23 protein-coding genes and 1 pseudogene are annotated in these 25,272 nt (G+C 44.8%); 7 read left to right on the top strand and 17 right to left on the bottom strand.

The features are described from left to right. The first annotated feature begins 36 nt into the window (after positions 1-36). From VIA_RS06910 to VIA_RS22315, 3 genes are all read left to right on the top strand, one after another. Positions 37-969 (top strand): endonuclease/exonuclease/phosphatase family protein, encoded by a 933-nt coding sequence (locus VIA_RS06910; RefSeq protein ID WP_004412007.1) that lies wholly within the window; start codon positions 37-39, stop codon positions 967-969. 54 nt (positions 970-1,023) lie between these two features. Next, a complete protein-coding gene (locus VIA_RS06905) occupies positions 1,024-1,374 on the top strand; it encodes a hypothetical protein (RefSeq protein ID WP_004412004.1) in 351 nt (116 codons plus the stop codon). A 67-nt stretch (positions 1,375-1,441) separates the two neighbouring features. After that, on the top strand, positions 1,442-1,588 hold the full coding sequence (locus VIA_RS22315) for a hypothetical protein (protein ID WP_004412002.1): 147 nt from the start codon (positions 1,442-1,444) through the stop codon (positions 1,586-1,588). A gap of 38 nt (positions 1,589-1,626) precedes the next feature. Here the strand turns inward: VIA_RS22315 and yghU are convergent, their stop codons facing one another. Together yghU and VIA_RS06890 are read right to left on the bottom strand one after the other, a co-directional pair. Then, positions 1,627-2,484, bottom strand: a complete 858-nt coding sequence (gene yghU / locus VIA_RS06895) for a glutathione-dependent disulfide-bond oxidoreductase (RefSeq protein ID WP_004412000.1) — start codon at positions 2,482-2,484, stop codon at positions 1,627-1,629. A 222-nt stretch (positions 2,485-2,706) separates the two neighbouring features. Next, a complete protein-coding gene (locus VIA_RS06890) occupies positions 2,707-3,360 on the bottom strand; it encodes an HAD family hydrolase (RefSeq protein WP_004418722.1) in 654 nt (217 codons plus the stop codon). A gap of 239 nt (positions 3,361-3,599) precedes the next feature. On the opposite strand from VIA_RS06890, the gene VIA_RS06885 reads away from it, so the two are divergent. Both VIA_RS06885 and VIA_RS06880 read left to right on the top strand, forming a co-directional pair. Beyond that, positions 3,600-4,220 carry a heme-binding beta-barrel domain-containing protein gene (locus VIA_RS06885; protein ID WP_004411996.1) on the top strand — a complete coding sequence of 207 codons (621 nt, stop codon included), beginning with the start codon at positions 3,600-3,602 and terminating at the stop codon, positions 4,218-4,220. A 123-nt stretch (positions 4,221-4,343) separates the two neighbouring features. Further along, positions 4,344-5,246, top strand: a complete 903-nt coding sequence (locus tag VIA_RS06880; RefSeq protein ID WP_268869238.1) for an NAD(P)-dependent oxidoreductase — start codon at positions 4,344-4,346, stop codon at positions 5,244-5,246. Between the two features lie 199 nt (positions 5,247-5,445). Here the strand turns inward: VIA_RS06880 and katG are convergent, their stop codons facing one another. From katG to VIA_RS06820, 12 genes are all read right to left on the bottom strand, one after another. After that, the gene (gene katG, locus VIA_RS06875) at positions 5,446-7,617 is read right to left on the bottom strand and encodes a catalase/peroxidase HPI (protein ID WP_004411994.1); all 2,172 of its coding nucleotides are present in this window, start codon (positions 7,615-7,617) and stop codon (positions 5,446-5,448) included. Between the two features lie 237 nt (positions 7,618-7,854). Next, on the bottom strand, positions 7,855-8,472 hold the full coding sequence (locus tag VIA_RS06870; protein ID WP_004411991.1) for a glutathione S-transferase family protein: 618 nt from the start codon (positions 8,470-8,472) through the stop codon (positions 7,855-7,857). A gap of 9 nt (positions 8,473-8,481) precedes the next feature. Beyond that, positions 8,482-9,516, bottom strand: a complete 1,035-nt coding sequence (locus VIA_RS06865; protein ID WP_004411989.1) for an NADP-dependent oxidoreductase — start codon at positions 9,514-9,516, stop codon at positions 8,482-8,484. A 109-nt stretch (positions 9,517-9,625) separates the two neighbouring features. After that, positions 9,626-10,216: a TetR/AcrR family transcriptional regulator gene (locus VIA_RS06860; protein WP_004411987.1), complete on the bottom strand. Its 591-nt coding sequence runs from the start codon at positions 10,214-10,216 to the stop codon at positions 9,626-9,628. Positions 10,217-10,353: 137 nt separating this feature from the next. Further along, positions 10,354-10,668 (bottom strand): N(4)-acetylcytidine aminohydrolase, encoded by a 315-nt coding sequence (yqfB, locus tag VIA_RS06855; RefSeq protein ID WP_004411984.1) that lies wholly within the window; start codon positions 10,666-10,668, stop codon positions 10,354-10,356. 83 nt (positions 10,669-10,751) lie between these two features. Continuing rightward, entirely contained in the window at positions 10,752-13,037 is a 2,286-nt protein-coding gene (locus VIA_RS06850) for an ATP-binding protein (RefSeq protein WP_004411982.1), read from the bottom strand. A gap of 209 nt (positions 13,038-13,246) precedes the next feature. Continuing rightward, entirely contained in the window at positions 13,247-14,437 is a 1,191-nt protein-coding gene (locus VIA_RS06845) for a DEAD/DEAH box helicase (RefSeq protein ID WP_004411980.1), read from the bottom strand. 81 nt (positions 14,438-14,518) lie between these two features. Beyond that, positions 14,519-14,956 carry a hypothetical protein gene (locus VIA_RS06840; RefSeq protein WP_004411979.1) on the bottom strand — a complete coding sequence of 146 codons (438 nt, stop codon included), beginning with the start codon at positions 14,954-14,956 and terminating at the stop codon, positions 14,519-14,521. A gap of 7 nt (positions 14,957-14,963) precedes the next feature. Next, entirely contained in the window at positions 14,964-15,431 is a 468-nt protein-coding gene (locus tag VIA_RS06835) for an OsmC family protein (protein ID WP_004411977.1), read from the bottom strand. Between the two features lie 159 nt (positions 15,432-15,590). Continuing rightward, entirely contained in the window at positions 15,591-17,747 is a 2,157-nt protein-coding gene (locus VIA_RS06830) for a sensor domain-containing diguanylate cyclase (RefSeq protein ID WP_004411976.1), read from the bottom strand. A gap of 119 nt (positions 17,748-17,866) precedes the next feature. Beyond that, on the bottom strand, positions 17,867-19,546 hold the full coding sequence (locus VIA_RS06825) for an RluA family pseudouridine synthase (RefSeq protein WP_004411974.1): 1,680 nt from the start codon (positions 19,544-19,546) through the stop codon (positions 17,867-17,869). A gap of 77 nt (positions 19,547-19,623) precedes the next feature. Then, positions 19,624-20,025 carry a hypothetical protein gene (locus VIA_RS06820; RefSeq protein ID WP_004411972.1) on the bottom strand — a complete coding sequence of 134 codons (402 nt, stop codon included), beginning with the start codon at positions 20,023-20,025 and terminating at the stop codon, positions 19,624-19,626. Between the two features lie 184 nt (positions 20,026-20,209). Here VIA_RS06820 and VIA_RS06815 point away from each other — a divergent pair, with 184 nt between their 5' ends. Next, positions 20,210-21,115, top strand: a complete 906-nt coding sequence (locus VIA_RS06815) for a LysR family transcriptional regulator (protein ID WP_004411970.1) — start codon at positions 20,210-20,212, stop codon at positions 21,113-21,115. Positions 21,116-21,170: 55 nt separating this feature from the next. Here VIA_RS06815 and VIA_RS06810 read toward each other — a convergent pair. After that, positions 21,171-22,691: pseudogene (locus VIA_RS06810) on the bottom strand (DUF1254 domain-containing protein). 184 nt (positions 22,692-22,875) lie between these two features. Between VIA_RS06810 and VIA_RS06805 the strand changes: the two are divergent. Continuing rightward, positions 22,876-23,745 carry a LysR family transcriptional regulator gene (locus VIA_RS06805; RefSeq protein ID WP_004418731.1) on the top strand — a complete coding sequence of 290 codons (870 nt, stop codon included), beginning with the start codon at positions 22,876-22,878 and terminating at the stop codon, positions 23,743-23,745. 36 nt (positions 23,746-23,781) lie between these two features. On the opposite strand, the gene VIA_RS06800 is transcribed toward VIA_RS06805, so the two are convergent. Both VIA_RS06800 and VIA_RS06795 read right to left on the bottom strand, forming a co-directional pair. Further along, positions 23,782-24,555: a siderophore-interacting protein gene (locus tag VIA_RS06800; RefSeq protein ID WP_004411962.1), complete on the bottom strand. Its 774-nt coding sequence runs from the start codon at positions 24,553-24,555 to the stop codon at positions 23,782-23,784. A 94-nt stretch (positions 24,556-24,649) separates the two neighbouring features. Beyond that, entirely contained in the window at positions 24,650-25,234 is a 585-nt protein-coding gene (locus VIA_RS06795; RefSeq protein ID WP_004411960.1) for a LysE family translocator, read from the bottom strand. Between the last annotated feature and the right edge of the window lie 38 nt (positions 25,235-25,272).

Below are 25,272 nucleotides of genomic sequence, written 5' to 3'. Positions count from 1 at the left end.
ATACTTTTAACACAGTTTTTTACAAGGTGGACAATTGTGAAAAGAGTGTTGTTATGGCTTGTGGTCTTTGCTCCGGCGGTATCTTGGGTCGCGTTGTCATTTTATGAGACGACATGGTGGGTAGAAAATATTGTTGCATTTCCAGCACTATTTTTGATCGCCTACTGGGCCATGGGGGCAGCATTATTGCTGTTTCGCCACTGGTTTGCCGCCATAACTTGTCTGCTGCTGTCTTCTGTGTTTTTCATGTTGGCTCCCAAATCCCACCAACGGCAGGTTAGCAATTGCGTAAATCCAATCACCATTGCTCAGTACAATCTTTATTACGCGAACGATGATGTGAATGCATTTATTAATTATCTAATGTCGACACCAAAGGATCTCGTCGTTCTTCAAGAGGTAGCCCCCGAAGTGGGGGAAAAGCTAAAAAGTCTCAATGATATTTATCCCTATTACTATGGAGGTCAGGAAGGAATTGGGTACCCTTCAAGTCAGATGATTTTGAGTCGTTCGCCGTTAACTGACATGTCTGTTTATATGACGCCAGATCAGCAGGCGATCATTCGTGGAACTTGGCACCCGAGTAAACATATTGCGATGACTCTCGTCGCTGCTCATCCTCCTTCACCAAGGACAAAACCCTTGTGGTATCGTCGCAATGCATTAATACGTACCATCGAATCGATTAACGAGATATACCCCTCTGATGAGGTGTTGGTCGTCGGTGATTTTAACTTATCTTCTGTCAGTTTAAGGTTTGGTGCGCTTTTTCCAAGTTACCAGACGCTTCCTGTTGCAAGCTGGCCAAATTGGGCCAGTGACTTCAAGACCCCTGATTTTTCAATGATTGCAATTGATCATCTGTGGCTTAAATCGGCGGCGAGTGGTCGGCGAATATGTGAGCGGCGTAGTGTTGCAAGGCCAAATGGTTCTGACCACAAGATTGTGATTACGCGAATTGGCTATTGATATTGATTCGTATTCGGTGTGAGAATGTTGTGATCTGTTTGATAAGGAATACACATGGAACTGACTCAATACACCGATGAACAATTGTGGGAAATTGGCAACGCGTTAATGGATAACCTAATGCAGGCATCAACAGAAATTGATCACCAAAGTCATGTTCAGGACTTTACTCAACGCTTAAGTGACATCGTTCAGCCAGAATACTTTGAGCGCGTAGTGAAGAAGTACCAGCAAGAAAAAGGGCTGTTTACTGCGCGAACTCCAGTTGATATTTTTCGACGTGAAAGCTCAGTCGCATTTGTATGGAAACAAGGTTTCAGTCTGGCAAAAGGGGAGTTTGTCGCTGAAATGGTCATGATGAAAGTTGATGGCCGTTGGCTGGTGGATCATGCCGCCGTCTTTTAAGTTGCAGTTAGGTTAACCACTCGATAGAATCGCCGCTCCTTTCACAGCTGTAAATGTTTGAGGACATATGAATAGCGCGCAAATTGCAGCGTCGTATTCTGTAGTAGCAACTTCACCGAAACGTGAAGTGCTACTAAGAGAAACAATGGCGCTAGCAAAAATGGCTTCAGTAATCGCACTGCCATTTTTGCTATTGTCTCTGGTTTGGATCTAATCCAGAGCACACAGCACAGGGATGTGTGCTTTATGCCTCTATGGTTTAAGCTTCAAAACCTTATCGATATCTTCAGCGCTGTGGCGTTCTGGCACTTGTTCCCATTCTTCTCCCCACGCTTTATTCACGATGCGACCACGCTGTACCGCTTCACGAGCTTCGATTTGCTCCGCCCAACGTTTTACATTCGTATAGCTATCGACATCAAGGAACTCAGCAGCGTCATACGCTTTACCTAATACTAAGTTGCCATACCAAGGCCAGGTCGCGATATCAGCAATAGAGTACTCATCGCCACCAAGATAGGTAGTTTTGGCAAGTTGCTTATCGAGCACATCTAACTGGCGCTTTGCTTCCATTGAAAAACGGTTAATTGGGTATTCAAACTTCTCTGGTGCGTAAGCATAGAAATGACCAAAACCGCCGCCAAGGTAAGGAGCTGAGCCTTGAAGCCAGAACAACCAGTTCATCACTTGGGTCTTAGCTTTTATGTCTTTCGGCAAGAAGTGACCAAACTTCTCTGCAAGATAAAGTAAGATGTTACCGGACTCAAACACATTGATAGGCTCGTCGCCTGACTGGTCAACGAGTGCTGGAATCTTAGAATTTGGGTTAATCTCTACAAAACCTGAGCCAAACTGATCGCCTTCGCCAATTCGAATAAGGTAAGCGTCATACTCCGCTTCTTTTACGCCAAGTGCCAGTAGCTCTTCAAGCATAATGGTGACCTTTTGGCCATTTGGAGTCCCCATCGAATGTAACTGAATTGGGTGTTCACCAACTGGAAGCGCTTGCTCATGACGAGCACCAGAATCTGGTCGATTGATACTTGCCCATTGGCCGCCATTCTCTTCGTCCATTTTCCATACTTTCGGTGGTACGTATTGGTTAGTCATTGTTATTCCTTATTCCGATTGATATCAGGCTAGGTTGAGCATTTATAAGCAAGCGTAAAACTTAACTCAACAGACACTTATTACAGTTGGGATGAAATCAGCGGTTAAAAAGGGGGCTAAGGAAATTTGTATAGAACGCTTGGTTATTGAAAATGGAGAATGGATATAAGAAAGTTCTAATATACGGAGAAGAAGCTTGGAGTTACCAAGCTTCTGAGTCGATCAACGATGGGTTTGCTTTAGGTGTTCTAAAACCGCATTAAGAGAAGGAAGAATAGAGTGCCCAAGTTGGATGACTTCAGGACTTGGTTCAACTAGGTCAGGAATTTGGAAAGTCATCATCGTTGCGCCCACAGCACTAATGACACCATTATTTGAGTCTTCGAAAGCTAGGCATCTATTAGGTTCGACCGCCAGTCGTTGTGCTGCTAATAGGTAGATCTCAGGATCGGGTTTACCATTTGAGACTTCACAACCACAGGTGACTGAGTCGAAATAGCCAGAAAGGTCAGATAACTCCAGTTTTTTCTCAGCGATATCTTTATGCGTGGAGGTTGCAACGGCAGTAGGGATATTGTTCGATTTTAGCCAAGTAAGCAGTTCGACGACACCTTCCTTCACTGGGATTGCTTGGTGTTTGACAATGGCTTGGTAGTTCTTTTTCCATTCGTTGTGCAGTCGTTCTAGGTCGTCACCGTAGGCGTCGCGGAAAATCTTCTCAATCCCCGCAGAGTTTCTACCAATAATAGACAGATAAACGTCTTCGTAGAATGGCAGTTCTTGAGTTAGACAGGCTTGCTTAAATACTCTCATACAGACTCTTTCTGTATCGAGTAAAAGGCCATCCATATCGAATATCGCGGCTTGATAGTTCATAGTTACAACTTGAATAGAATGAAAGTACATCGATTTTGTCATATTTTCCCTAAAGCTAATAGGGGGAAAGTTATACAAATCAACAATCTACCCTTTGCATTAATTAGCCTGGCAAATGGGTACACACTCATTTACATGGTTATGCTCAATTTCGGTCAAGAAATGATCTGGGTTAATAAATTATAGCCCCATGTCCTTATAGTGCATTGCAAAGTCAATTCCTAAAAAGGATTATTATAATGAAAAAACTCTTAGCACTGGGTATCACAGCAGCCATTTCAGCACCTGTAATGGCAGAACATTCAACGATCGATGGTATGGATTTTGGTCCTCTCACGCCATTAGTTGGAACATGGAAATCAGTGGAAACGGGTGGGGTGGATATGTCACCAGGCCAGACTGACTCTGCGGTGGGTAAAGGTGGACCAGCCGTAACGCCTTTCTACGAAGTGATGACGTTTGAAGTTGCAGCTGACGCGACCAATGCCAGTGACCAGTATTTGGTTGCACTCTACTACAAGCAGGAAGTGTTCCGTAAGGCGGACGATTCTAAATTCCATGATCAGCGCGGTTACTTGATCTACGACCAAGAGAATCAGATTGTTTACAACTCATTTTGTGTACCAAGAACGACATGTGTGACAGCGGAAGGTCCGGCAGGCAATACAATGATTCTTAAAGCATCAGTTAGAGGCATTGCTGAGTCTGAATATATGACAGCCAATGCGAAGACGACAGACTTTATTATCAATATGAGTATCTCTGATGATACGTTAACTTATTCACAAACAACGAGTTTGGATATTTACGGCAAGCCTTTTGCTCACACTGACACGAGCACATTAGAAAAAGTGAAATAATGTCTTTTTAACTGCCAATAGATGCGATACAAAGCCCCTTTATGGGGCTTTGTTGCTTAATGCACTCTTCGCTTATTAATTTGTCGTCCAATGTTTAGTACACTCGGGTGAAAACGATAAGTAATAAATTTTGAGGGAAAGAAAGTGCAGAACAAAAAGGTAGCGTTTGTTGGTCTAGGTGTTATGGGTTACCCAATGGCGGGCTTTTTAAGCAAAACAGGGTATGAGACAAAGGTTTTCAACCGTACTAAAGAGAAAGCAGACAAATGGGCAGCAGAATACGTAGGACAGGCATGTGAAACGCCAAGCCAAGCGGCACAAGACGCTGATGTGGTTTTTGTTTGTGTTGGTAACGATGATGACGTGAGAAGTGTAGTGTATGGTGAAGCGGGCATTCTGTCTTCTCTAAAACCGGGCGCGGTATTAGTTGATCATACAACGACATCAGCAGAGTTAGCGGTTGAGTTAGCTCAGGCTGCGAAAGAGAATGGCAATACCTTTATGGATGCGCCAGTGTCTGGTGGTCAAGCAGGGGCGGAAAACGGCGTATTAACTATCATGTGTGGTGGTGAGCAAGCTATCTTTGATGATATTTCACCGATAATGGATGTGTACGCGAAGCAAATGACATTGCTGGGTGAAAATGGTCAGGGTCAGCGTTGCAAAATGGTTAACCAGATCTGTATTGGCGGCATTTTACAAGGTCTCAGCGAAGCCTTGTTACTGGCACAAAAGTCGGGATTAGATGTTGAACAGGTGGTAGAGACATTAAAACATGGCGCTGCAGGGTCATGGCAGATGGAAAATCGCGCTGTCACTATGTCTCAAGACAAATTTGACTTTGGTTTCGCAATTGACTGGATGCGCAAAGACTTAGGGTTCTGTTTAAAAGAAGCAGAACGTGTGGGCCTAGAGCTTCCATTAACGAAAAAAGTGGACGAGCAGTACGCTGAGCTACAAGAAGATGGTTTTGGCCGCATGGACACGTCCGTACTCATGAAAGCGGTTGCGAAAAGTCAGCAGTAAGCCGACTAGTAAAAAATAAATAGTTCTTTGGTATCAAATAGCTTAAAGAAGTTAAAGGTATCCATATCTAACTCTCCTTGAACTGAGGTTTAAATAAAGAGGCGCTCATATGCACCTCTTTTCTCATTTAAGTGCTACATAGTTAACCCTAGTTGACGATTGGGATGTTTACCAATGACAACTAAAGATTGACCTGTAATTAGTTCAAATCGAAACGGTCAGCGTTCATTACTTTGCTCCATGCTGAGACAAAGTCCTTAACGAATTTCTCTTTGTTGTCATCTTGAGCATAAACCTCAGCGTATGCGCGAAGAATCGAGTTTGAACCGAAGACGAGGTCTGCACGGGTCGCAGTCCATTTCTCTTCACCTGAACGACGCTCAACAATCGAGTAAGAGTTACGACCTGTTGGCTTCCACAAGTAACGCATGTCTGTCAGGTTGATAAAGAAATCATTGGTTAATGTGCCAACTTGGTCGGTAAACACACCATGCGCAGTATTCGCGTGGTTAGTTCCTAGTACTCGCATACCACCAACAAGAACCGTCATTTCAGGTGCTGTTAGTCCCAATAGTTGTGCATGGTTAAGCATCAACTCTTCTGGTGTTGCAGAGTAATGCTGCTTTTGCCAGTTACGGAAACCATCAGCGATTGGCTCTAACACTGCAAATGACTCGATATCAGTTTGTTCTAGTGTCGCATCACCTCGTCCTGGAGAGAAAGGCACTTGAATCTCGAAGCCAGCCGCTTTCGCAGCTTGTTCAATACCCAAGTTACCTGCAAGAACGATAGTGTCCGCAACGCTAATGCCAGCTTCAGCAGCAACAGCTTCTAGAGCCGATAGAACCTTCGCTAAGCGTTCTGGCTCGTTACCTTGCCATTGGCTAAGTGGTGCTAGGCGGATACGTGCGCCGTTTGCGCCACCACGTTTATCTGAGTTACGGAATGTACGCGCGCTATCCCATGCTGTTGCCACCATGTCGCTAACAGACAGACCACTTTGAGCAATCTTCGCTTTTACTGCAGCAACATCGTAATTCGCATTACCGCTTGGTACAGGGTCTTGCCAAACTAACTCTTCTGTTGGGATATCTGGACCGAAGTAGCGGCTTTTTGGACCCATATCGCGGTGAGTTAACTTAAACCAAGCGCGAGCGAACGTTTCAGAGAAATACTCAGGATCGTTGTAAAAACGGTCAGAGATCTTGCGATATTCAGGGTCAACGCGTAGCGCCATGTCAGCGTCTGTCATGATTGGATTGAGACGAATACTTGGGTCTTCTACATCAACGGGCTTATCTTCTTCTTTAATATCCATTGGTTCCCATTGCCAAGCTCCTGCTGGGCTCTTACGTAGCCACCAATCGTAGTTAAGCAGTAGATAGAAGTAGCCGTTATCCCACTCGGTTGGGTTGGTTGTCCACGCGCCTTCGATACCGCTAGTTACGGTGTCACGACCAATGCCGCGAGCGCTGTGGTTATTCCAACCTAGACCTTGCTCATCAATGTCAGCACGTTCTGGTTCTGGACCAAGTTTAGATGCATCACCGTTACCATGTGCTTTACCAACTGTGTGACCACCTGCGGTTAATGCGACGGTTTCTTCGTCGTTCATACCCATTCGAGCAAAGGTTTCGCGCATGTCTTTCGCAGTTTTGATTGGATCAGGCTCGCCGTCTACACCTTCAGGGTTTACGTAGATTAGGCCCATCATTACTGCGGCGAGTGGGTTATCTAAGTCACGCTCTTTAGAGTAACGGCTGTTCTCGCCACCACTTTCTTGTAACCACTCTTGCTCCGCACCCCAATAGATGTCTTTTTCTGGGTGCCAAATATCTTCACGGCCAAAGGCGAAACCAAAGGTTTTCAATCCCATTGATTCATACGCCATGTTACCGGCTAGAATCATCAGATCGGCCCAACTGATCTTGTTACCGTATTTTTGTTTGATAGGCCAAAGTAGGCGGCGAGCTTTATCTAGGTTACCGTTGTCTGGCCATGAATTTAGTGGAGCAAAGCGTTGGTTGCCGGTATCGGCACCGCCGCGTCCATCACCAATGCGGTACGTGCCGGCAGAGTGCCATGCCATACGAATCATCAAACCGCCGTAGTGTCCCCAATCGGCAGGCCACCACTCTTGGCTGTCTGTCATTAGGTGTTTTAAGTCTTGCTTTAAGGCTTCAACATCAAGCTTTTTGAGTTCATCTTTGTAGTTAAAGTCTTCGCCCATAGGGTTAGACTTCTTATCGTGTTGATGAAGGATGTCTAGGTTAAGCGCATTTGGCCACCACGCGACATTTGAAGTATTAGCAGAGGTTGCTCCGCCATGCATAACCGGACATTGACCGCCGTTATTTTTTTTATGTTCCATGTGTTGCTCCTAGAGTGTCACAGCAAGTAAGTAGTGTGAGATAAGAACCACGTCTACAGTGTGGTCTTTGCTGTACTTAGAATAGGAGCTTTTCGCGCTTTTAGAAATCTGGTTGTAGCTATGTTGTCGATAGGTATTTTCTATCATAATTTGGCAAGAGAAATGAAACAGGAACAGAGGTTTGGGCGAAAAAAGGAGAGGGGAAATAGCGCTGCCATAAATAGCAGCGCCGAAGGTTTAGCTATACTGAACTTCTAACTGTTCTGCTTTTTGCCAAGCAGCATGAGTAGTGAGTTGTTTGGCGTATTGCGCGATATTCGGGTAGCGTTTCATTAGTCCGAATCTATTTAGAGCCTCAACAATAAACGACATCATGACGTCAGCGCCGGTTAACTTATCTGCCACGAAGTAACGCTTACCCTCAAGCGAGTGGTCGACATAGCTCATCACTTTATCAAGCTCAAGTTCTGCATAATCAGCAAGAAAGTTGGTTGGCGCACCATCTTTAGCGACAAATATTTTTAGAAGGAGTGGCAGTGCCGCTGAACTTTCAGCGAAATGTAACCACTGGATATAGTCGACGTATTCGTCACTGTCTCGGTTTGGAGCAAGACGTTCAGGCGCATATTTGCTGATCAAGTACTCTGTAATTGCACCAGATTCAGTAATCACTCGACCTTGATCTTCAATTACTGGTGACTTGCCAAGTGGGTGAATGGATTTGAGTTCTGGTGGTGCAAGGAAGGTCACGCTGTCTCGCTGATAAGGAACGATGTGGTAATCCACTTCCAATTCCTCAAGAAGCCAAATAATACGCTTAGAGCGAGATTGGTTTAGGTGGTGTAAAGTAATCATGTATAGCTCCTATACTGGCTCGTTAGTTTTGACGACGAGCTTGCCAAAATTCTTGCCTTCTAACAGACCAATGAACGCTTCGGGAGCGTTTTCTAACCCTTCAACTAAGTGCTCTCGGTAGTGGATTTTCCCTTCTGACAGCCATTGGGTCATTTGCGTTGCAAACTCACTATAGCGATGGCCGTAGTCGTCAAAAATTATGAAGCCTTGCATCTTGATGCGTTTAATCAGCAGTTGCGCCATCAGCATAGACATACGATCTGGCCCATCAGGCAGTGAAGTTGCGTTGTATTGTGAAATCAAGCCACATAGTGGGATACGAGCGCCAGTGTTTAGTAATGGCATGACGGCATCGAATACCTTGCCACCTACGTTTTCAAAATAGACATCGATGCCGTTATCACACGCAGCAGCAAGCTGCTGTGCGAAGTCTTTTGCTTTATGGTCGATACATTCATCAAAACCGAGTTGCTCTTTCGCGTAGCGACATTTTTCTTCACCGCCCGCGACACCAATCACTCTGCATCCTTTTAACTTACCAATTTGGCCAACCATTGAACCCACTGCGCCTGTTGCTGCAGCAACCACTAAGGTATCACCTTCTTTAGGCTGACCGATGTCGAGGAGGCCCATATAAGCGGTAAAGCCAGGCATACCCATGACGCCGAGTGCGTAGGATGGGTGACTAGGGTTCATGCCCATTTTAATCAGGCCTTCACCGTCAGAAATGCCGTAGTCTTGCCAACCAGTGAACGCTAATACCCATTCACCTTTATCAAAGTTAGCGTGATTTGATTCCATAACCTGACAAACTGTACCACCGACCATGGTTTCGCCAAGGGCAACGGGATCAGCGTAAGATTTGGCATCGCTCATTCGACCGCGCATGTAAGGGTCTAACGAAAGGTAGACACTGCGCAGGAGCATTTCGCCCTGTTGTGGAGACGGAACCTCTGCGTGTTCTAGGCGAAAATTTTCAGGTGTTGGAGCGCCAACAGGACGTGATGCCAAGACAATTTGGCGATGAGTTGTAAGGTTAGACATGGTAATTATTCCTTATTAGACCGGTCGTCTAGTTAATGTTTGAAAAAATCCCGTCCTCAAATGGACGGGAGATTTAACGATTCAATGATTATTCACTACGAACAAATTATTAGCTATTTGTGCCTAAACGCTGCTTAGTCGTCGCTAGACACAATTCAAGATGAGATTGGTCTTGCATCAACTTGTTGAGTAGGCTTGCTCCAAGCCATTGTTGATAAAGCTGGCTAGCAACCTCGTGGCAATTGAGTGGGGCAATAGAGCCGTCATCAATACCACGTTGCAGCGTTTGTGCGAGCGCTTGAATTATAAGTTCCGCACCGTTGGCAAGTGATACGCGCATGGTATCGGAGAGATCAGAAACCTCAGCACTTAACTTAACAACAAGACACTTGTTGGCGTTGCATACGCCGTTATCGAATGCCAACCAACGCGAAAAATAGTCGAGCAGACAGTCACGACCATTCATCTCTGGCTGGTTGAGTACTGATTGGATACGAGCCAAGTAGCTGCGGACATACTCTTCAATCAAGGACTCGCCGAATTGCTCCTTCGACTTGAAGTAATGATAGAACGAGCCCTTTGGTACATCGGCAGATTTCAACAGCTGAGCCAAGCCCACGGCAGTAAAGCCTTTCGTCACTATCAATTCATAGCCCACATCAAGAATATGCTGACGTGTATCGTTTGTTTTATCGTTCATGGATGGCACTATAAATTAAATTAGACCAGTCGTCTAGTTGGGGTGAAGAGTCTGCAAAAGCAGAAGTTTGTGTGGGATTAAACGATTATGGATTATCTTTAGCAGGCAGCGTTGGCTACCTGCAAAAAGGATTCGGGTTAAACAAGCTCGTAGCTGATTTCAAATAGTGTGTCTGTGTTAGGGTAAATTTCTCGGATCAGTGTCTTAAGCTTTGGCAGTTCAATGTATTCTTGTTCTGCGTGGAACTGATTAATATCGTCATAGTGCAGTGGCTTGACTGATAAGATCTTTACTTCACATACCTTTTGATCGGTTTCAAGTGTATAGACCTCGACCGTTGTCCCCGGCACGTAGTGAGACTCAGACTCGTCTCTGATAGTGATGGTTTTCTTCCCAGACGCGACTAATGGCGTTAAAAACTCGAAGAAAGTAATTTTAGTTGGTGCTTCCATTGCGTTACCTGCTTAGATTAATGAGTGAAAGCTCTAGATAATAGGAGTCGCATTTTAAATGAGTCACCGCACTTTAGAAAGCGTTACTGAGTAACTGCGGCTAGAGTATCGATAGACAAAGCGATTCGAGTTCCTTTGTTCACTTCACTTTTTACATCAATCACCCCTGCGAGCTTTTGAGTGCAGATATTGTACACCATATGCATACCAAGACCTGTCCCGCCTTTGGCTCTAAGGGTGGTAAAAAATGGTTGGAAGATTTTCTTTTGGTTTTCAGGAGAAATACCGACACCATTGTCTTCAACGACGATACTTAGTTTGCCATTCTCTTCGCTGGCATTAAGCATGATAATTCGCTCTTGCTGAGCATTCTTACCAACAAAACCATGCACGGCACTATTACTGATTAACTCTTCTAAGACACATTGCAGAGAAATAGGAGGCAAGAAGAGCTGTAATGACTCTTCACAATTGATGTCTACATCGATCGATTTTGCTGATAACGTGTTTTGTACATGCAGTACCGCGTCATCAAGGATTTGCTTTAAGTTGATGGCTTTTGCTTCTTCTGCGGTCATTTTTTGGTTGATCTGTTTAAGCTTGCTGACTAAAGAGACCGAGCGATCAACATTGTTGACGATCATCTCCACACATTCGTTGGCGACTTGAAGAAACGTGTTTAGATCATCGGTTGTAATGGTTTTGTCTGCAAATTTATTGGCAACATCATTAAGTTGTTCGCTGAGTAAGGACAAGCTAGTGACGGAAATGCCAAGTGGGGTATTTAACTCATGCGCTACACCGACAACCATTCCTGTAAGTGCGGACATCTTTTCCGCTTCCATCAGTTGATCTTGTGTGCGCTTGAACTTTTCAATCAAGGTTTTAATTGAATGCTCACTGTCCTCGAGCTCCATTGCCTTATTCTCGATTTCATCTTCTACTTCATTGATCAAGCTTCGTAAGCTGACAATCATCGAGTGAAGAGAATTCGCCATAATGTCTTTGTCGCTGCTTGGTTCGATATCAATGTTGGTCAAATTGCCTTTAGCAACGTGATGGAGAATTTGTATATTTGACTCCAACCTGTCCATCAAATGATTAAAGGAGACGGCAACGTCACCAGCCTCTGTACCTATTTCGACCGGGACACGTTTAGAGTAATCTCCATTTTTGCTTATTGTTTCGATGACTTGGAGCGTTTCTAGCCAACTCATTTTGACGCCATGCTCTGATACATTAAGTCCGAGGCGTTCCGCTTGCTCGGTGACACGATGTATCTTGAAATACTTGAGTAAGTAGAAACAAGCGTAGGAGTTGATCGCGGACCAAAGTAATATCGCCACTAATCCGATCATCTGTATCGTTGTTGGCCAAAGTGAATTGAATTGTTCGGGAGAAGTGATTGTTGTCCCGACATAAAAGGTGCCGATAGTGCCACAGAATAAATGGACAGGAATGGCTCCTACGGGGTCATCAATGCGTAACACGACCAATAGCTTGTCACCGAAATAAACGGTAAGAGAGGCAAGTATCCCAAGCAAAACGACATCAAGAGTACCGAATAAATCCGCGCCGGCAGTGACGATAACTAAGCCACCTAATACGCTATTGAGGATCACAAACACGGGAATATGTCGGGCACGGTGAACAAGAACCAAAGAGACAAAGCCTGACACGACGCCGCACATCATGGTGTTAAATAGGACTGTCGCTACCCGTTCGTCAAATCGATAAAAGCTACCGCCATTAAATCCCATCCAAGCAAACACCATCAAAAACACGCCGATGGTAACTAGCGTATGGTTATAGGAAGGGATCTCATTGACTTGCTGATTACTCATAAATCGGTCTTTTCGTGGCCCGATAACGATGGTTCCTATTAAACCGATCATCCCTCCAACAACATGTACGGTAGCGCCACCAGCAAAATCATGGAATCCAAGTTGAGATAGCCAAGAGTTTGGATTCCATGTCCAGTATGAAACCACAGGATAGGTGAACAATCCGATCAATGCGGACGCGTAGATATAACCACGAAAGCTCATTCGTTCTGCTACGCAGCCTGAAACAATCGTTGCCGCTGTTGCCACAAACATGAGATTGAACATTAAGACAGGCAACTGAGAGGTTTCTGGTGGGAAGGTTTCAAAGGAAAAAAGGGAGCTGCCTTGAGCGAAGTGAAATCCGACAAAGACGTAAACGATCGAAACAACAAGGAAGTCAGCCATGTTTTTCATCGCGACATTGACTGAGTTTTTGGCTCGAACACACCCGGTTTCGACGAGGGTAAAGCCAGCCTGCATAAATAAAGCAATACACGTGCAAGCTAATAACCACAGAAGAGACACAAGATCAGTCTCGGCCATACTTACCTCTTTAGTCTTACATCTTACCTAACAGTAAGCGTAGACGATGTAATAAAAATGCTGAACAACCTTGATGTTAAATGTGAAACTTTAGGGTAAGGAAATAAAAGCTCAAGAGTTAGACGTCGAGGGGCGAAGGATAAGAGAAGATTGGATGACTGCCGACGAATGGCTCGTCGGCAGGGAAGGTCGGATAACCGTGTGATCAGTTATTGAGCGGTACGCTTGTGTTTTGGTACATAGTTCAAAATAGAAATCGGCACAGGTTTGCGAGGCTCAAATCCTTCAACTTCACGGCGTTCAAGCAAGTGACCAAGACGGCTCTCAATCATGCATAGGTTCTTGAAGTTATCTTTCGACACAAATGAAATGGCTTCGCCTTGTGCATCGGCACGGCCTGTACGACCAATACGATGGACGTATTCATCCGCAGGGAAAGGAAGATCGTAATTGATTACGCGGCTTAGTCCTTCAATATCAATGCCTCGGGCACCGACGCCAGTCGCAATCATGTATTTGATTTTGCCTGCTTTGAAGTCTTCCAATAGCTTAGAACGGATCGCTTGGCTGCGACCACTGTGGAAGGCTTCAGCTTCAATACCACGCTTTTCAAGCTGGCTCGCCAATTTAGCAGCACCGTGCTTAGTTTCGATAAAGATCAGTGCTTGATCCCACTCGTTTTCTTTAATTAAGTGGCTTAGAAGTGCAGACTTCATATCTTTATCAACGGTGATTAACCACTGTTCGATGTTTTTCTTCGACGCTTGATTTGCTGCAATTGAAATCTCATACGGGTTGTGAACAGCGGTTTTTGCTAGGTCACGAACCTTGTTCGAAAGTGTCGCGGAAAACAGCAGATTCTGAATGTCCGTTGGCAAACGATCTAAGATTTTATTGATGTCTTCGATAAAGCCCATGTCTAGCATGCGGTCTGCTTCATCAAGGACTAATATTTCGACTTCTTCAAAATAGACTGCACGTTTGGCATACATATCAAGTAAGCGCCCAGGAGTCGCAACAAGGATATCTACACCTTCGATCAGTGCTTGTTTCTGAGGTTGTTCGTCAACGCCACCGTACATTGCCAAAGAAGTCAGGTTCAAGTGTTTGCCATACTCTTGGACTTTCTGCTCAACCTGAATCGCTAGCTCGCGAGTTGGGGCTAAGATCAGCGCACGGATACGCTTTTTGCGTTGGGTTTCACCTTGCGATAGCTTTTCCAAAATTGGTAGGACAAAACTTGCTGTCTTACCTGTACCGGTTTGGGCCGCTGCAATCAAATCTTCGCCGTCAAGAATGACAGGGATAGCTTTGTTTTGAATGTTGGTCGGTTTGTCGTAACCAAGTTCAGAAATAGCGGTAGTGATAGGTTGGCTTAAGCCGAGTTTTGAGAATGGCATGTTTACACTCTGGATCTAGATGAATCAGGGGAGTTTCACCCCTTAGATGACGCAGAGTGTAGCATGAAGTCGCGAGTGTGATTAGCTTTGTTTTTCTAGATACCAGTTGCCCTTACATGGGCCGTTAGTCAGATACCAATTACCTTGAATTTTATGCTTACCCAGGGTGCCTTGGAAACGATAGTCCCATTGACGATTGGTGGCATACAGGACGAGCTCATCGCTGTCTTGGTTGATCCAGCCTTTCAGTGAGGTGCCGTTGTACGTTAATGTAAATTTAGCCAGTCCACCTTCAATCACGCCGGTGATTGTTGTTCTCTCACACAGGTTATTCCCTGTTACGTCAATGCGCCGACCAAGCCATTCACCATCATGAAGAGTAGAGACAGTAAAGTCTGGCGTTTGCGGTAGTTTAGGGAAGGAGTCTGGGTTACTCGAGCCAAATAGACCCGTTTGCTGGCCATAAATAACAAACAGTCCGAAACCAATAGCAATTAACCACAAGCCTTTCTTTTTCATAATGGTATTAGTCCAAAATTTCGGTGGTGATGTCAGTTTTTACTGAGTTAGCGATAAAGCAATGTTGGTGGGATAGGTGGTGCAACTTTTCCAACTGCTGACGGTTAGGTTGCTTCTCGCCTAAGAACACGACCTTTGGACGCAAGGTTATCTTAGTCACCGATGTATAGCCGTGGTCATCTTCTTCCATGATACCCACTGCATTATCAATGTAGCTTTCAATAACATAGCGCTGCTTGGCTGCAATACCAAGGAAGGTAAGCATGTGGCAACTCGAAATCGCAGCTATGAAAGCTTCTTCTGGATCGACATTTTCTTCTACAGAGAGGGGGACAGGAACGACATGGGGAGAGGAGGAAGCAGGGACGATTACGCCACCATCAAATTCCCACGTGTGGCCACGGCTGTATTGATTGTCATTGAAAGGTTCATGCTTTCCTTTTTGCCACTTTACTAACGCAGAATAGCTCGACATATAGACACTCCTTGAATCTGTTTTGCCATGCTACGGCTTTCGAGGGGCCATGACGAGATATTACGTGCAGAGGCAGAGTAAAAAGCGAGATAGGTCTCAGCAGTGATAAGCCCTTAGTCTAAACGAAGAGCTTGAACTTATAGACTTTTCCCTGAGAGGCTAGATTTCAAGAGTGGGAAGTGGGGCACTTATTGTTCTGCCCACGATACTGTAAGTATTTCGACCTGATTGTTTCGACTTATATAGCTCTTTGTCGGCAAGATTACACAAAAGATCGAAACCAATATGATTGCTTCCAATGTGCATGAAATTTACCGCCCCGATAGAGAGGGTCAAAAGTTGGCTACATGCAGAGCGAGGGTTAGACAGACTCAGTGACTCGATCGACTCTTGCAAGGCGACGAGCTTATTCTCTATTTCCTGTAGCGATTGGTCGTAGCACAGTATTAAGAATTCATCTCCACCATAGCGAAATAGGTGGTCATTGCTGCTAGAGAATGTATTTTTCATGCGAGCTGCTACTTCAGTCAGAGCGTGGTCGCCCATCTGATGCCCATAAAAGTCATTGAAGCCTTTGTAGTAATCAATGTCGATCATGATGACCGCTAAGTTATTATCTGTACTTGCGGCCTGTAGCGTTAGTTTTGGACCTATAGTATCCAACTGGTAACGGTTGTACAGCCCGCTCAGTGGGTCAGTCTGTGAGAGCACTTCAAGCTGCTTATTAACTTGCTGGAGCCGTTGTTTTTGCACATGGTTTTCGAGTGCGATGGCAATAAAGCTTGCTAATTGTTCGAATAGGCTACGATGGTATTGCTGATACTGATCCGCCAATTTGTGTTGGATAGAAAGTACGCCGAGCACACGTTTGCCGAGTGTTATTGGAGTTAAGATGATCGACTGAACGGGCTTCGAATTATTCCGGTGGATGCTTTCCACCTTGTGGCGTTCCTCCGTTGGTATCATGACGTCGAAGGACTCTTCAACAATATGATTGAGATGAACGGTGGTATTGGTTTGTACCACATAACTACCGACCGAATATTCGCAGTTACAGTCTATGGATGTGCTGTCGACAAACCCATCGCGATCGTAAAAATAGTCATAGCTCAACACCTGAGTGCTGTTGTCATATAGCGCGATACCAAATTCATCCGTTGGAAAAATTGCGCTAATTTTATCGAAGATGAACGGTAACTGTGGCTTGATACAGTCTGAGGTTGCAATATGCTGACCGATTTCAGTAATCAGGCCGATGTACTCTTCCATTTGTGCTAACAGTAAGCGCTCTTGCGCAGCAGTGGATTGCTTTACGTTGCTTAAAATCGCCGAATACTCTTTGTCTTGAGAGCGTTCCAACGCTGCCTTTGTAGCCTTGATTAGAGTATCTTGTAGAGCAATGACCTCAGACTGAAGATTCTGTTTCTCAGCGAGACGGATTAAGGTGCTGTACAAAATTTCAAAGAAACTAAAATTACTATTTGCGTCTATCTTTGATGTCAGTTCTCTACAAACTCGCTCAGCTTTCTCATCCAAGCCATGCTTTTCCAAATACTGAGCATAGTAGACAAGGTTTTCTTGGCGGTTATGGGTATCAATGACCAATTTGAAGAGCTCTTCAGCTTGGTCAAAATAGTCGAGAACCGTGTTTAATGGAAAGCTGTCACTTAGTGCCATGACTTGGGCTAAGTAGCCGTTAGATATCGCTTCGACGCGGGTATTGTTAGCCGAGTGTGCGATGTGCTTGGCTTGCTTTATGTATTCTACTGCTTGAGTCGATTGACCTAAATGCCCGAGTGCATAACCCATGTTGAGTAGGCAAATAGACTGATTGACATGATTACCAACGGCACGTGCACTTTGTTCTCCGAGTGAGGCAAGCTTTAGCGCCGACTCGTATTGCTTTAAGCAAAGGTGGAAGTCGCTAATATTGGTGTAGGCGAAGGCTCGATAGTTGTTATCAAGAAAATGCGCATTGTCTAACACATAGCTGTAGAGGTGATGAGCGTAGTGGTAGTCTTCACGATCAGCGTAAATCGACCCCATTAAAATGTGAACGTGAAGGCTTAACAGCTTATCCGTTGATGTGCAGTGACTTAAGCAAAGATTGTATTGCTGGATGGCATCATCAAGTTGATCTAGCCTGTCATGGCGCAGCCCAGCGAGAAAGTGCTTGTGTGCTGGTGGGAGAGGGAAGTCATTTTCGACACAGATATTTTCGATAGCGCTTTCAAGGCGTAGCAAACCCTCTACACCATAGTAGATTTGCATTTGTGCCAGTAGTGCTTGAATTTTATGTAGTGTGTCTGATGACATCTCAACTCCTTTATCGGAGTTGAGATTATATGGTATGGGTGACTGAATTGTAAGATTTGCACAATAAAAGATATTTGTTGTGATCAACAACGATTCTTATTGCGTTTGGCGTGGAGTCTCTAAAACTCCGAATCAACTTGGAAAGTGAGTCGTTCACCACTATAGGGGTGATCAAATTCAAGGCGCTCAGCATGCAGATGAAGTCTATCTGCTTTTTCACCGTATAAGGTATCTCCAACCATAGGGATATTGAGCCCAAGGTGGTGGGCACAGTGAACACGCAGTTGATGCGTTCTCCCTGTCTTAGGGTATAGATATAATTTCGTTCGGTTATCGATAGTAGAAATGGCTTCCCAATGGGTTTCAGCAGGTTTGCCATGTTCATAGCAGACTAGTTGGCGAGGGCGATCAACGGGATCGCCACGCATTGGCAAGTTGATATCACCTTGCGTCTCTTCGACACTCCCTTCAAGTAGCGCAACATAACGCTTCTTGACACTACGTGAGATAAATTGTTTTTGTAGACTCTTGTTGGCACGCTTGGTCAGAGCAAACACCAGTAGGCCTGATGTCGCCATATCGAGCCGATGAATGACAAAAGGCCCTTCAACGTCAGGGTAGCGCTGTTGCAAGCGAGTATATGCCGAATCAGTAATGGTTTTACCCGGCACAGACAATAGACCTGAAGGCTTATTGACCACCACCATCGATTCATCTTCAAACAGAATTTCGAGCTCTTTGTCTTCCGCCCAGTTCTCTTCTAGTGGGTTATCATCAACCAGCATGCCTTGCATCATGTGGCCAAGTATAGGCTGACATTTGCTGTTACAAGAAGGGTAGAACTTCGCGTGCTGCCTAATTTCTGATTTTGGAGAAACGCCCCACCAAAATTCCGCTAAAGCCAACGGCTTAAAACCATGTTTAAACGCGTAATGTAACAGCTTAGGCGCGGCACATTCACCTGCACCGGCTGGTGGCGTGGGTGTTGCGGTTGGTTTAAAGATCGCTCTTAACGATTCTTGCTGGCCGTTAGCATTTAAGAATCGGTATTGTTCGAATAGCTTGTTTTGCAGCGTATTGGACATCTGTTTACGTTGCTCTTTAAGACGTGTCAGATCGTCTTCAAGAACATTCAGTTCTGATTCAACCTCTGCAATCTTGTTGTCCCATTCGAGCTTGAGGTATTTAAGAACGTTCTTTTCGGCAACGCTCTCTTTACCAAGTTCAGCGAGCAGTGCATCGACCCCCGCTTTGTCGAGCGTTTGCTCTGCTTCTTTTCGACGCACTTTTCGCTCTGCTCGGCTGCTAATCATCTGTGCTCGATGAGCTTGTTCTTCTGCTTGATATTGGTCTTGTGCTGTTTTTAACGCTTGTCTAAGCTGCAATAGCCTAGGTTCGTATTCGCGCGATTTTACCTGGTCACTAACCTGAGTTATCTCTGCGAGTTCAGAACGGAAAAAGCTCTGTTCTGCCAGCATGTCAAACACAGGTGGAACAAAGCCCGCTAGCAAGTTTGAGTCTGCGATTTTGCCAGAGAAAGCCGACAAGTAACCAATGTCACCTTGCGGAGATTGGACCAACAACACGCCAAACATTTTCCCCGTACCTTGGGTTGAATTATCCAGTCCAAAATCGTGCTGCCAATCTTGCTGGTGCGTTAGGTATTCTTGAAGCTGACTCGCCGCCAAGACACACAGAGGGTGCGCTTGATAATAAAACGGAAAGGTGAACTTTTCGGGTAGTGAATAGGTGGAAATATCAGTGTCGAAGCGGGTAAACAGGTCGTTAGGGTGGTGCATATAACTATTCACAACAGGTAAAATCAATTGGGCGTGATTTTACCTGTTTGTAGTGTGATTACTAGAGAGAATATACCTTAGCGAGTGTAATCTGCATCAACACTGATAAACCAATGCTGGACAGTGCCATCTTCACGCTCTACCCAAAGATCATTATCAAAGTGTTTGATGCGACCTTTCACCGTCAAAGAGAGTTTGTTTTCGTCGGTGGTTTCGAACTGGATAAAAGGGTCTGATGTAATTAAGAAAGGTTCAGCGTCTTTTACATCACCATCACTGTCAATCAAGAAGAAATGATTGAGCTTTCCATCTTCTGGTTTGGTTGAAATGGCTTTGTAGCCAACAATCTGAAAGCCATTACCAATCGGCTTACTCAATATTTCACTGCTGAGTCTGACGTGTGTTGGGATAAACACCCAAGCAAGAAGCACAGAAACGGCAGAAACAATGGCACCGATCGAAAGGATAAGTTTGGACATAGCGAGAAATTAGAAAAGCGAAACAGAGCGCTACTCTAGCACAAAGTGTCACTATAAATGTGATCTTGATACGCTTAACGGTCATTGTTGTGCTATTGGATGGAGTTTTAACCAATCTCTAAAGCATGTGGCAAAATTGTCGCTTATATTGAGGGCGAACCATGGCTAATTCGAGTACGAAAATTTGAAAAATCGTTTTGACCTCAACCTATACCGCTTCTTGTCACTACTTCATCGACACCGCTCTCAAGTTAAAGTCTGCCATGACTTAGACATAAGCCGAGCGACGTTTAATCGCCACCTGTCAGATTGCCGCGATAGCTTAGGTGATGAGTTGTTCGTTGTCTCTAAGGGCGTGTATACACCGACTTTGTTTACTAATCAGTTGATTGAGTATATTGATTTGCCTCTACAACAATTAGAGCAAGTGCCATACGCCGCTAAGCGTTTCGAAGGCGCCGAGTCGCAACTTGAATTTCTCTTCTATGTCGTGAATCCAATAAGTCGACTGATTACTGTCCCACTTATTAATGGGTTAACCACGTCTGAATCTACGCCAAAAATATCGTTTGTGGATTGGTCGTTAGATGGCATCGAATTTCCGAAACCGGAGACTCTGGCGGTTGGTATTGGAGGCTACCCCAATGAGTTCAACGACCAGTTGCTTGAACGTAAAGTTGGCTCAGTTGAGCTGTATGTCTATGTGAATAAAAACCACCAACTGGCGAAGCGTGACAAATTAGAGCTTCAGGAGATTGCTGGCGCAAAAACGGTTCGAATTTCGATGGGATCATTTGATAGCAATACCTACTATGAGCGTATTCGAAAAAGTGTCGGTATTTCATTACAGCAACCCCTTACGGTCGCCTCATTAGGCAGTGCTCTGGATTGTGTTGCCAATGGTGAACATGTGTTGGTGTGCTTTGAAGTGGGCAAAGATCTTCCTGAAAATGTAGTAAAAATTCCGCTGCATTTAGACAGTGAACGGATGCATTATGATGTTGGTATCCATTATCATCGTGTTAATTATCAGCATCCGGTGATGCACAAGATAGAAGAGCTTATTCGCCAAGCTTTGACTTCTCTATAAAGATAAAAAAGGCAGCGTCTATATAAACGCTGCCTTTGGTGCATTAAGGAAGTGATTAGTTGACTAATTCAATATCCCCAGGCTTCCAACTCTCGTCGTACCAAGCTTCTTGAGGTCCATATAAGCGGAGAATACTAAACCAACCTTTGCCCGGCACGGTTTGAATCCAGTTTGAGTCTTTTCCTTTTGGTGCTTTTGGTCCGAAGTACAAGGTTACAGATCCGTCAGCATTTTCAATGAAGTCATCACGTTTATTGTTCTTACTTGGAAACGGTTGACTGGTTTGCAGCTCAGAGCGCGTTTGTGGATCATAAGCTACCACTGACCAGAAGTTTTTAGCCGGAACATTTGCCGGGATGTTTAGCTTGTACGTCTTGCTGCCATCTAAGAACTCACCATCTTTTGAGGTGTCTACTAATGCGTATTGGGAGCCTTTGTCGATCAGCTTAAGTGCCATTGCAGGGGTATTCACTGTCGCAATATAGAAAAAATAGGTTCTCGCATCTAAGTTACGTCCGCCTTCACCTTCATCGATTAACCACTGGTAGTCACCACCGATGAAAGCGGTCTTCCATTGACGGTCATCGTATTTATAGGCTGACTTGTCACGAGGTTGAAAGTAGAGAGCTCGAGCCGTCGCGTTACCAATTGCGACACCGTCTTCTAGTATTTTTTGCATACGTGCATCTGGCTCGAATGGCTTATTCTTTTGTAGGCCAATGCTCGACATCAAACCGCGCATTTCTGGGTCAATAAATGCAATAGGCTCCTTATCGAGCACAATTTTTATTTCATCGTAAAAATGTTCGTCGTTGGCATGAATGGTATTGAATTCTTTACCACTACCAGACGTGAACTCCATTTTTGGTGGATTCGCTTTGATTGCTAACGGGTAGATCTTTAACTGACTCTTATACGCATTGATAGCGGCATCAGGCTTACCATCTTTTAGGAAGCCACGAGCAATAAATCAGTTGGTGTAACTTGTTGATTGGGAAACGAAGTAACCTTTAGGGACTTCGCCTTCATAGCCTGGAGGTAGAATGAGGTATTTTCCGCCTTTACCTTTGTCAGGGCCGACGACACCAAGGTCAGTCACAAAGCGGAAGAAGGCATCATTAACCGTGGTTGGTCCCATGCCCGGCGGTACTTCAATAACCGTTGGGCCGTCACGTTCTAAATCCAAAAATGCAGAGGCATAAACAGTGTCTGTATTTCCTGTTAAGAAAAGCGGGTTTGAATCCATCAGGTTATCAAACAACATGACTTGATTTGACTGGGTGATCCCCATCTCTGCGTGTCCAAGTCTAATTGCTTCTAGGGACGCCATTGGGATCGCGTTGAGGAACACTTCCGTTGCTCTGATCGTATCTAAGTTATCGTAGATTTTTTGACTAGTTTCATCAGTGGGAACACCATCTTTAAATTGTAATGAGCCAATGCTGGTTTCAACATGATCTGGTGTCATGATGCTCTCAGGAATGTCGGTGTTATAACTACTGTTAGCCGCGACGGAATAGCCAGAGAAAGCGAATACAACCGAAAATGCGAGTGCTTTTAAAGGAGTCTTTAACATGGATTTACCTAATTGGTTTTGGACAGTGACTTCACTTTAAATGAAGCCAGCGAACAAAGTTGATAATCGGGAAGCTCAGAAATGAGCATAGAACGATTCAATTAGTTTGCGAGTTGATTGCAGCCTCTATTGCATATCTGTAATAATGACCGCAAAAATAGCACCTAATATTGCAGAGTGGGTTATGGCCAATTGGGAAGGGGTAAGTGAATTTGTTGGGGTCGCAGAAACCCAATCATTTACCGCAGCAGCAAATAAATTAGACACCTCCGTTGCTCAAATCAGTCGACGAGTGTCGGCGTTAGAAGAACGTTTAGCGGTTAAGCTCTTTAATCGAACAACCCGTAAAGTGTCGCTCACGGAAGCGGGGCAGTTGTACTATCAACAGTGTAAGCACTTGGTTGAAGGTCTTGAATTGGCTGAATTAGCCGTGACCCAAATGCAATCAACGCCGAAAGGGCTACTCAAAGTGACTGCTCCTGTGACTTATGGTGAGCAGCATCTTGCGCCATTACTGCACCAGTTTTTGGAGCTCTACCCGCAGGTTAATCTCGATTTGATGCTCACTAACCAAAAGCTAGATCTAATTGAGCTTGGTGTTGATGTAGCGATTCGCCTTGGTCGCTTACAAGACTCAAGCCTTATCGCCAAGCGTTTATCGAGCAGACAACTCTATGTATGTGCTAGCCCTGATTATTTAGACCGATTTGGCGAGCCTCATACGTTATCGGAGCTAAGTAACCATCAATGTTTAGTAGGCTCTGTAGAGTACTGGCGTTTTAGAGATACGAAAGGTGAGAAGTCTATGCGAGTGTCAGGGCGTATTCACTGTAATTCTGGCTACGCATTGTTAGATGCCGCAAAGCGAGGCTTAGGTTTGGCGCAGTTGCCTGATCATTATGTTCAGGAAGCGTTAGATACGGGTGAGCTGGTGGAAGTTCTGACCGAATACCGTGATGAAAGAGAAGGGATATGGGCGCTTTATCCGCAAAATCGTAACCTGTCACCAAAGGTGCGCTTACTGATTGATTTCTTGGCGGAAAAACTAGGCTAGCAACAAGGGGGAATTGCTCCCCCTCAACTGCTTGTTTTATGCTTCTTGCTCTTCAGCATCTTGGCGTTTGATCACCTTATGACCATCTTCTGCTACGCCTTGTTTCCAATAACTACTGATGTAGATATTTTCGCGTTCTACCTGCTTTTCGTTTCTGAAGTATTGGCGTAGTGCGCGCATCGAATCAAACTCACACGCGCACCAAACAGAAGCACGACCATTAAGCCATTCTAGCTGGCGCGCAGACTCAGAGAGCTCGTCTTGTTCAAATACCCAATGTACAGCAAGTTGCTCTGGTGCGTCTAAAGGTTGAATGTCTTGCTCAGAAATGACCTTCACGACCGCGTAGCCTTTTGCATCACGGGGTAGTTGTTTGATCTTGGCTGATAGGGCAGGCAAGGCTGTCATATCCGCCGTCATAAAGAACCAATCAGCCTCAGTGTTCATATCTTGAATCGCCCCAGGACCTGCAATAGATATCGTGTCACCAACGGCTGCATCCATCGCCCAACGCGCAGCGAAGCCGCACTGTAGATCGTCGGTAATATGTTTGACAAAGTCGATTTCAATTGAGCCCGCTTGGGCGTCAAACTGACGAATAGTGTACGTGCGCATAACCGGTCTGTCGTCAGGGCTCATTGTCGATAGATCGGTAGAGCCTGACGGGGTAAACAACAGCTTGATGTAGCTACCTTCACAATTCGCGGGAAACTCACGCAATGACTCTGATTGGAAAGCAATTCTCTGCATGTTTGGTGTGATGGACTCAGTAGCAATGACAACAACTTGCTTAGGCGATGGCTTTTTCATATTACAACTCGATAATTGTTCTTGTTCGCATTTAGATTATCAGTAGAACAAGAGATTGAATAGCATCTTTAAACAAATTTACATTACTGACTGTCTAGATCATCGGTAGAGTGGATCCAACCAGCAAAACTGCCATCGAAATATTGAACGCGCGAACACGGAATGAACTGGTTAACCAGCGTTGTAATTCTCGCCCTGCCAGAATCCAAAAGGTGCCTGATGGGTAGTTAACCAACAGAAACGTCAGTGAAATAATACCTAGTTCAAACCAACCACCGCCGTTGCTGTATAGCGTGACTGAGCTTAATGCCATCGACCAACCTTTTGGGTTGACCCATTGAAAACTGGCGGCACCAAAAAAGCTCATTGGCTTAAAGTCATCGACATCTTTTGCGCGACCACTGAGTGCGATTTTTGCCGCTAAATAGACCAAATAAGCCAAACTGATGTACTTGAGAATGGTATGAGTTAGAGGATAAGCCGTGAATACTGACGATAAGCCCAACCCAACGATCAGAACCATAAAGGCAAACCCAAAAGCGACACCACTCATATGGGGAAGGGTACGCATATAACCGACATTGGCACCGGAAGTCATCAGCATTAAATTGTTTGGACCGGGTGTAAATGTAGAGACAAAAGCAAATAGCACCAGTGCGCTAAGCTGTTCGAATTCCATAGTGATTTCCTTATTAGTTCAACAGACGCAAGATAATT

It is taken from the genome of Vibrio orientalis CIP 102891 = ATCC 33934 (assembly GCF_000176235.1).
GTDB lineage: Bacteria > Pseudomonadota > Gammaproteobacteria > Enterobacterales > Vibrionaceae > Vibrio > Vibrio orientalis.
Note: the sequence above shows the minus strand (reverse complement) of the source record. Positions and strands in the feature narration are given on the sequence as shown.

Excerpts from the sequence above, each read along its gene's own strand:
- VIA_RS06905 (WP_004412004.1), top strand. The coding sequence starts at position 1,024 with ATGGAACTGACTCAATACACCGATGAACAATTGTGGGAAATTGGCAAC.
- VIA_RS22315 (WP_004412002.1), top strand. The coding sequence starts at position 1,442 with ATGAATAGCGCGCAAATTGCAGCGTCGTATTCTGTAGTAGCAACTTCA.
- yghU (WP_004412000.1), bottom strand. The coding sequence starts at position 2,484 with ATGACTAACCAATACGTACCACCGAAAGTATGGAAAATGGACGAAGAG.
- VIA_RS06890 (WP_004418722.1), bottom strand. The coding sequence starts at position 3,360 with ATGAACTATCAAGCCGCGATATTCGATATGGATGGCCTTTTACTCGAT.
- VIA_RS06885 (WP_004411996.1), top strand. The coding sequence starts at position 3,600 with ATGAAAAAACTCTTAGCACTGGGTATCACAGCAGCCATTTCAGCACCT.
- katG (WP_004411994.1), bottom strand. The coding sequence starts at position 7,617 with ATGGAACATAAAAAAAATAACGGCGGTCAATGTCCGGTTATGCATGGC.
- VIA_RS06870 (WP_004411991.1), bottom strand. The coding sequence starts at position 8,472 with ATGATTACTTTACACCACCTAAACCAATCTCGCTCTAAGCGTATTATT.
- VIA_RS06865 (WP_004411989.1), bottom strand. The coding sequence starts at position 9,516 with ATGTCTAACCTTACAACTCATCGCCAAATTGTCTTGGCATCACGTCCT.
- VIA_RS06860 (WP_004411987.1), bottom strand. The coding sequence starts at position 10,216 with ATGAACGATAAAACAAACGATACACGTCAGCATATTCTTGATGTGGGC.
- yqfB (WP_004411984.1), bottom strand. The coding sequence starts at position 10,668 with ATGGAAGCACCAACTAAAATTACTTTCTTCGAGTTTTTAACGCCATTA.
- VIA_RS06850 (WP_004411982.1), bottom strand. The coding sequence starts at position 13,037 with ATGGCCGAGACTGATCTTGTGTCTCTTCTGTGGTTATTAGCTTGCACG.
- VIA_RS06845 (WP_004411980.1), bottom strand. The coding sequence starts at position 14,437 with ATGCCATTCTCAAAACTCGGCTTAAGCCAACCTATCACTACCGCTATT.
- VIA_RS06840 (WP_004411979.1), bottom strand. The coding sequence starts at position 14,956 with ATGAAAAAGAAAGGCTTGTGGTTAATTGCTATTGGTTTCGGACTGTTT.
- VIA_RS06835 (WP_004411977.1), bottom strand. The coding sequence starts at position 15,431 with ATGTCGAGCTATTCTGCGTTAGTAAAGTGGCAAAAAGGAAAGCATGAA.
- VIA_RS06830 (WP_004411976.1), bottom strand. The coding sequence starts at position 17,747 with ATGTCATCAGACACACTACATAAAATTCAAGCACTACTGGCACAAATG.
- VIA_RS06825 (WP_004411974.1), bottom strand. The coding sequence starts at position 19,546 with ATGCACCACCCTAACGACCTGTTTACCCGCTTCGACACTGATATTTCC.
- VIA_RS06820 (WP_004411972.1), bottom strand. The coding sequence starts at position 20,025 with ATGTCCAAACTTATCCTTTCGATCGGTGCCATTGTTTCTGCCGTTTCT.
- VIA_RS06805 (WP_004418731.1), top strand. The coding sequence starts at position 22,876 with ATGGCCAATTGGGAAGGGGTAAGTGAATTTGTTGGGGTCGCAGAAACC.
- VIA_RS06800 (WP_004411962.1), bottom strand. The coding sequence starts at position 24,555 with ATGAAAAAGCCATCGCCTAAGCAAGTTGTTGTCATTGCTACTGAGTCC.
- VIA_RS06795 (WP_004411960.1), bottom strand. The coding sequence starts at position 25,234 with ATGGAATTCGAACAGCTTAGCGCACTGGTGCTATTTGCTTTTGTCTCT.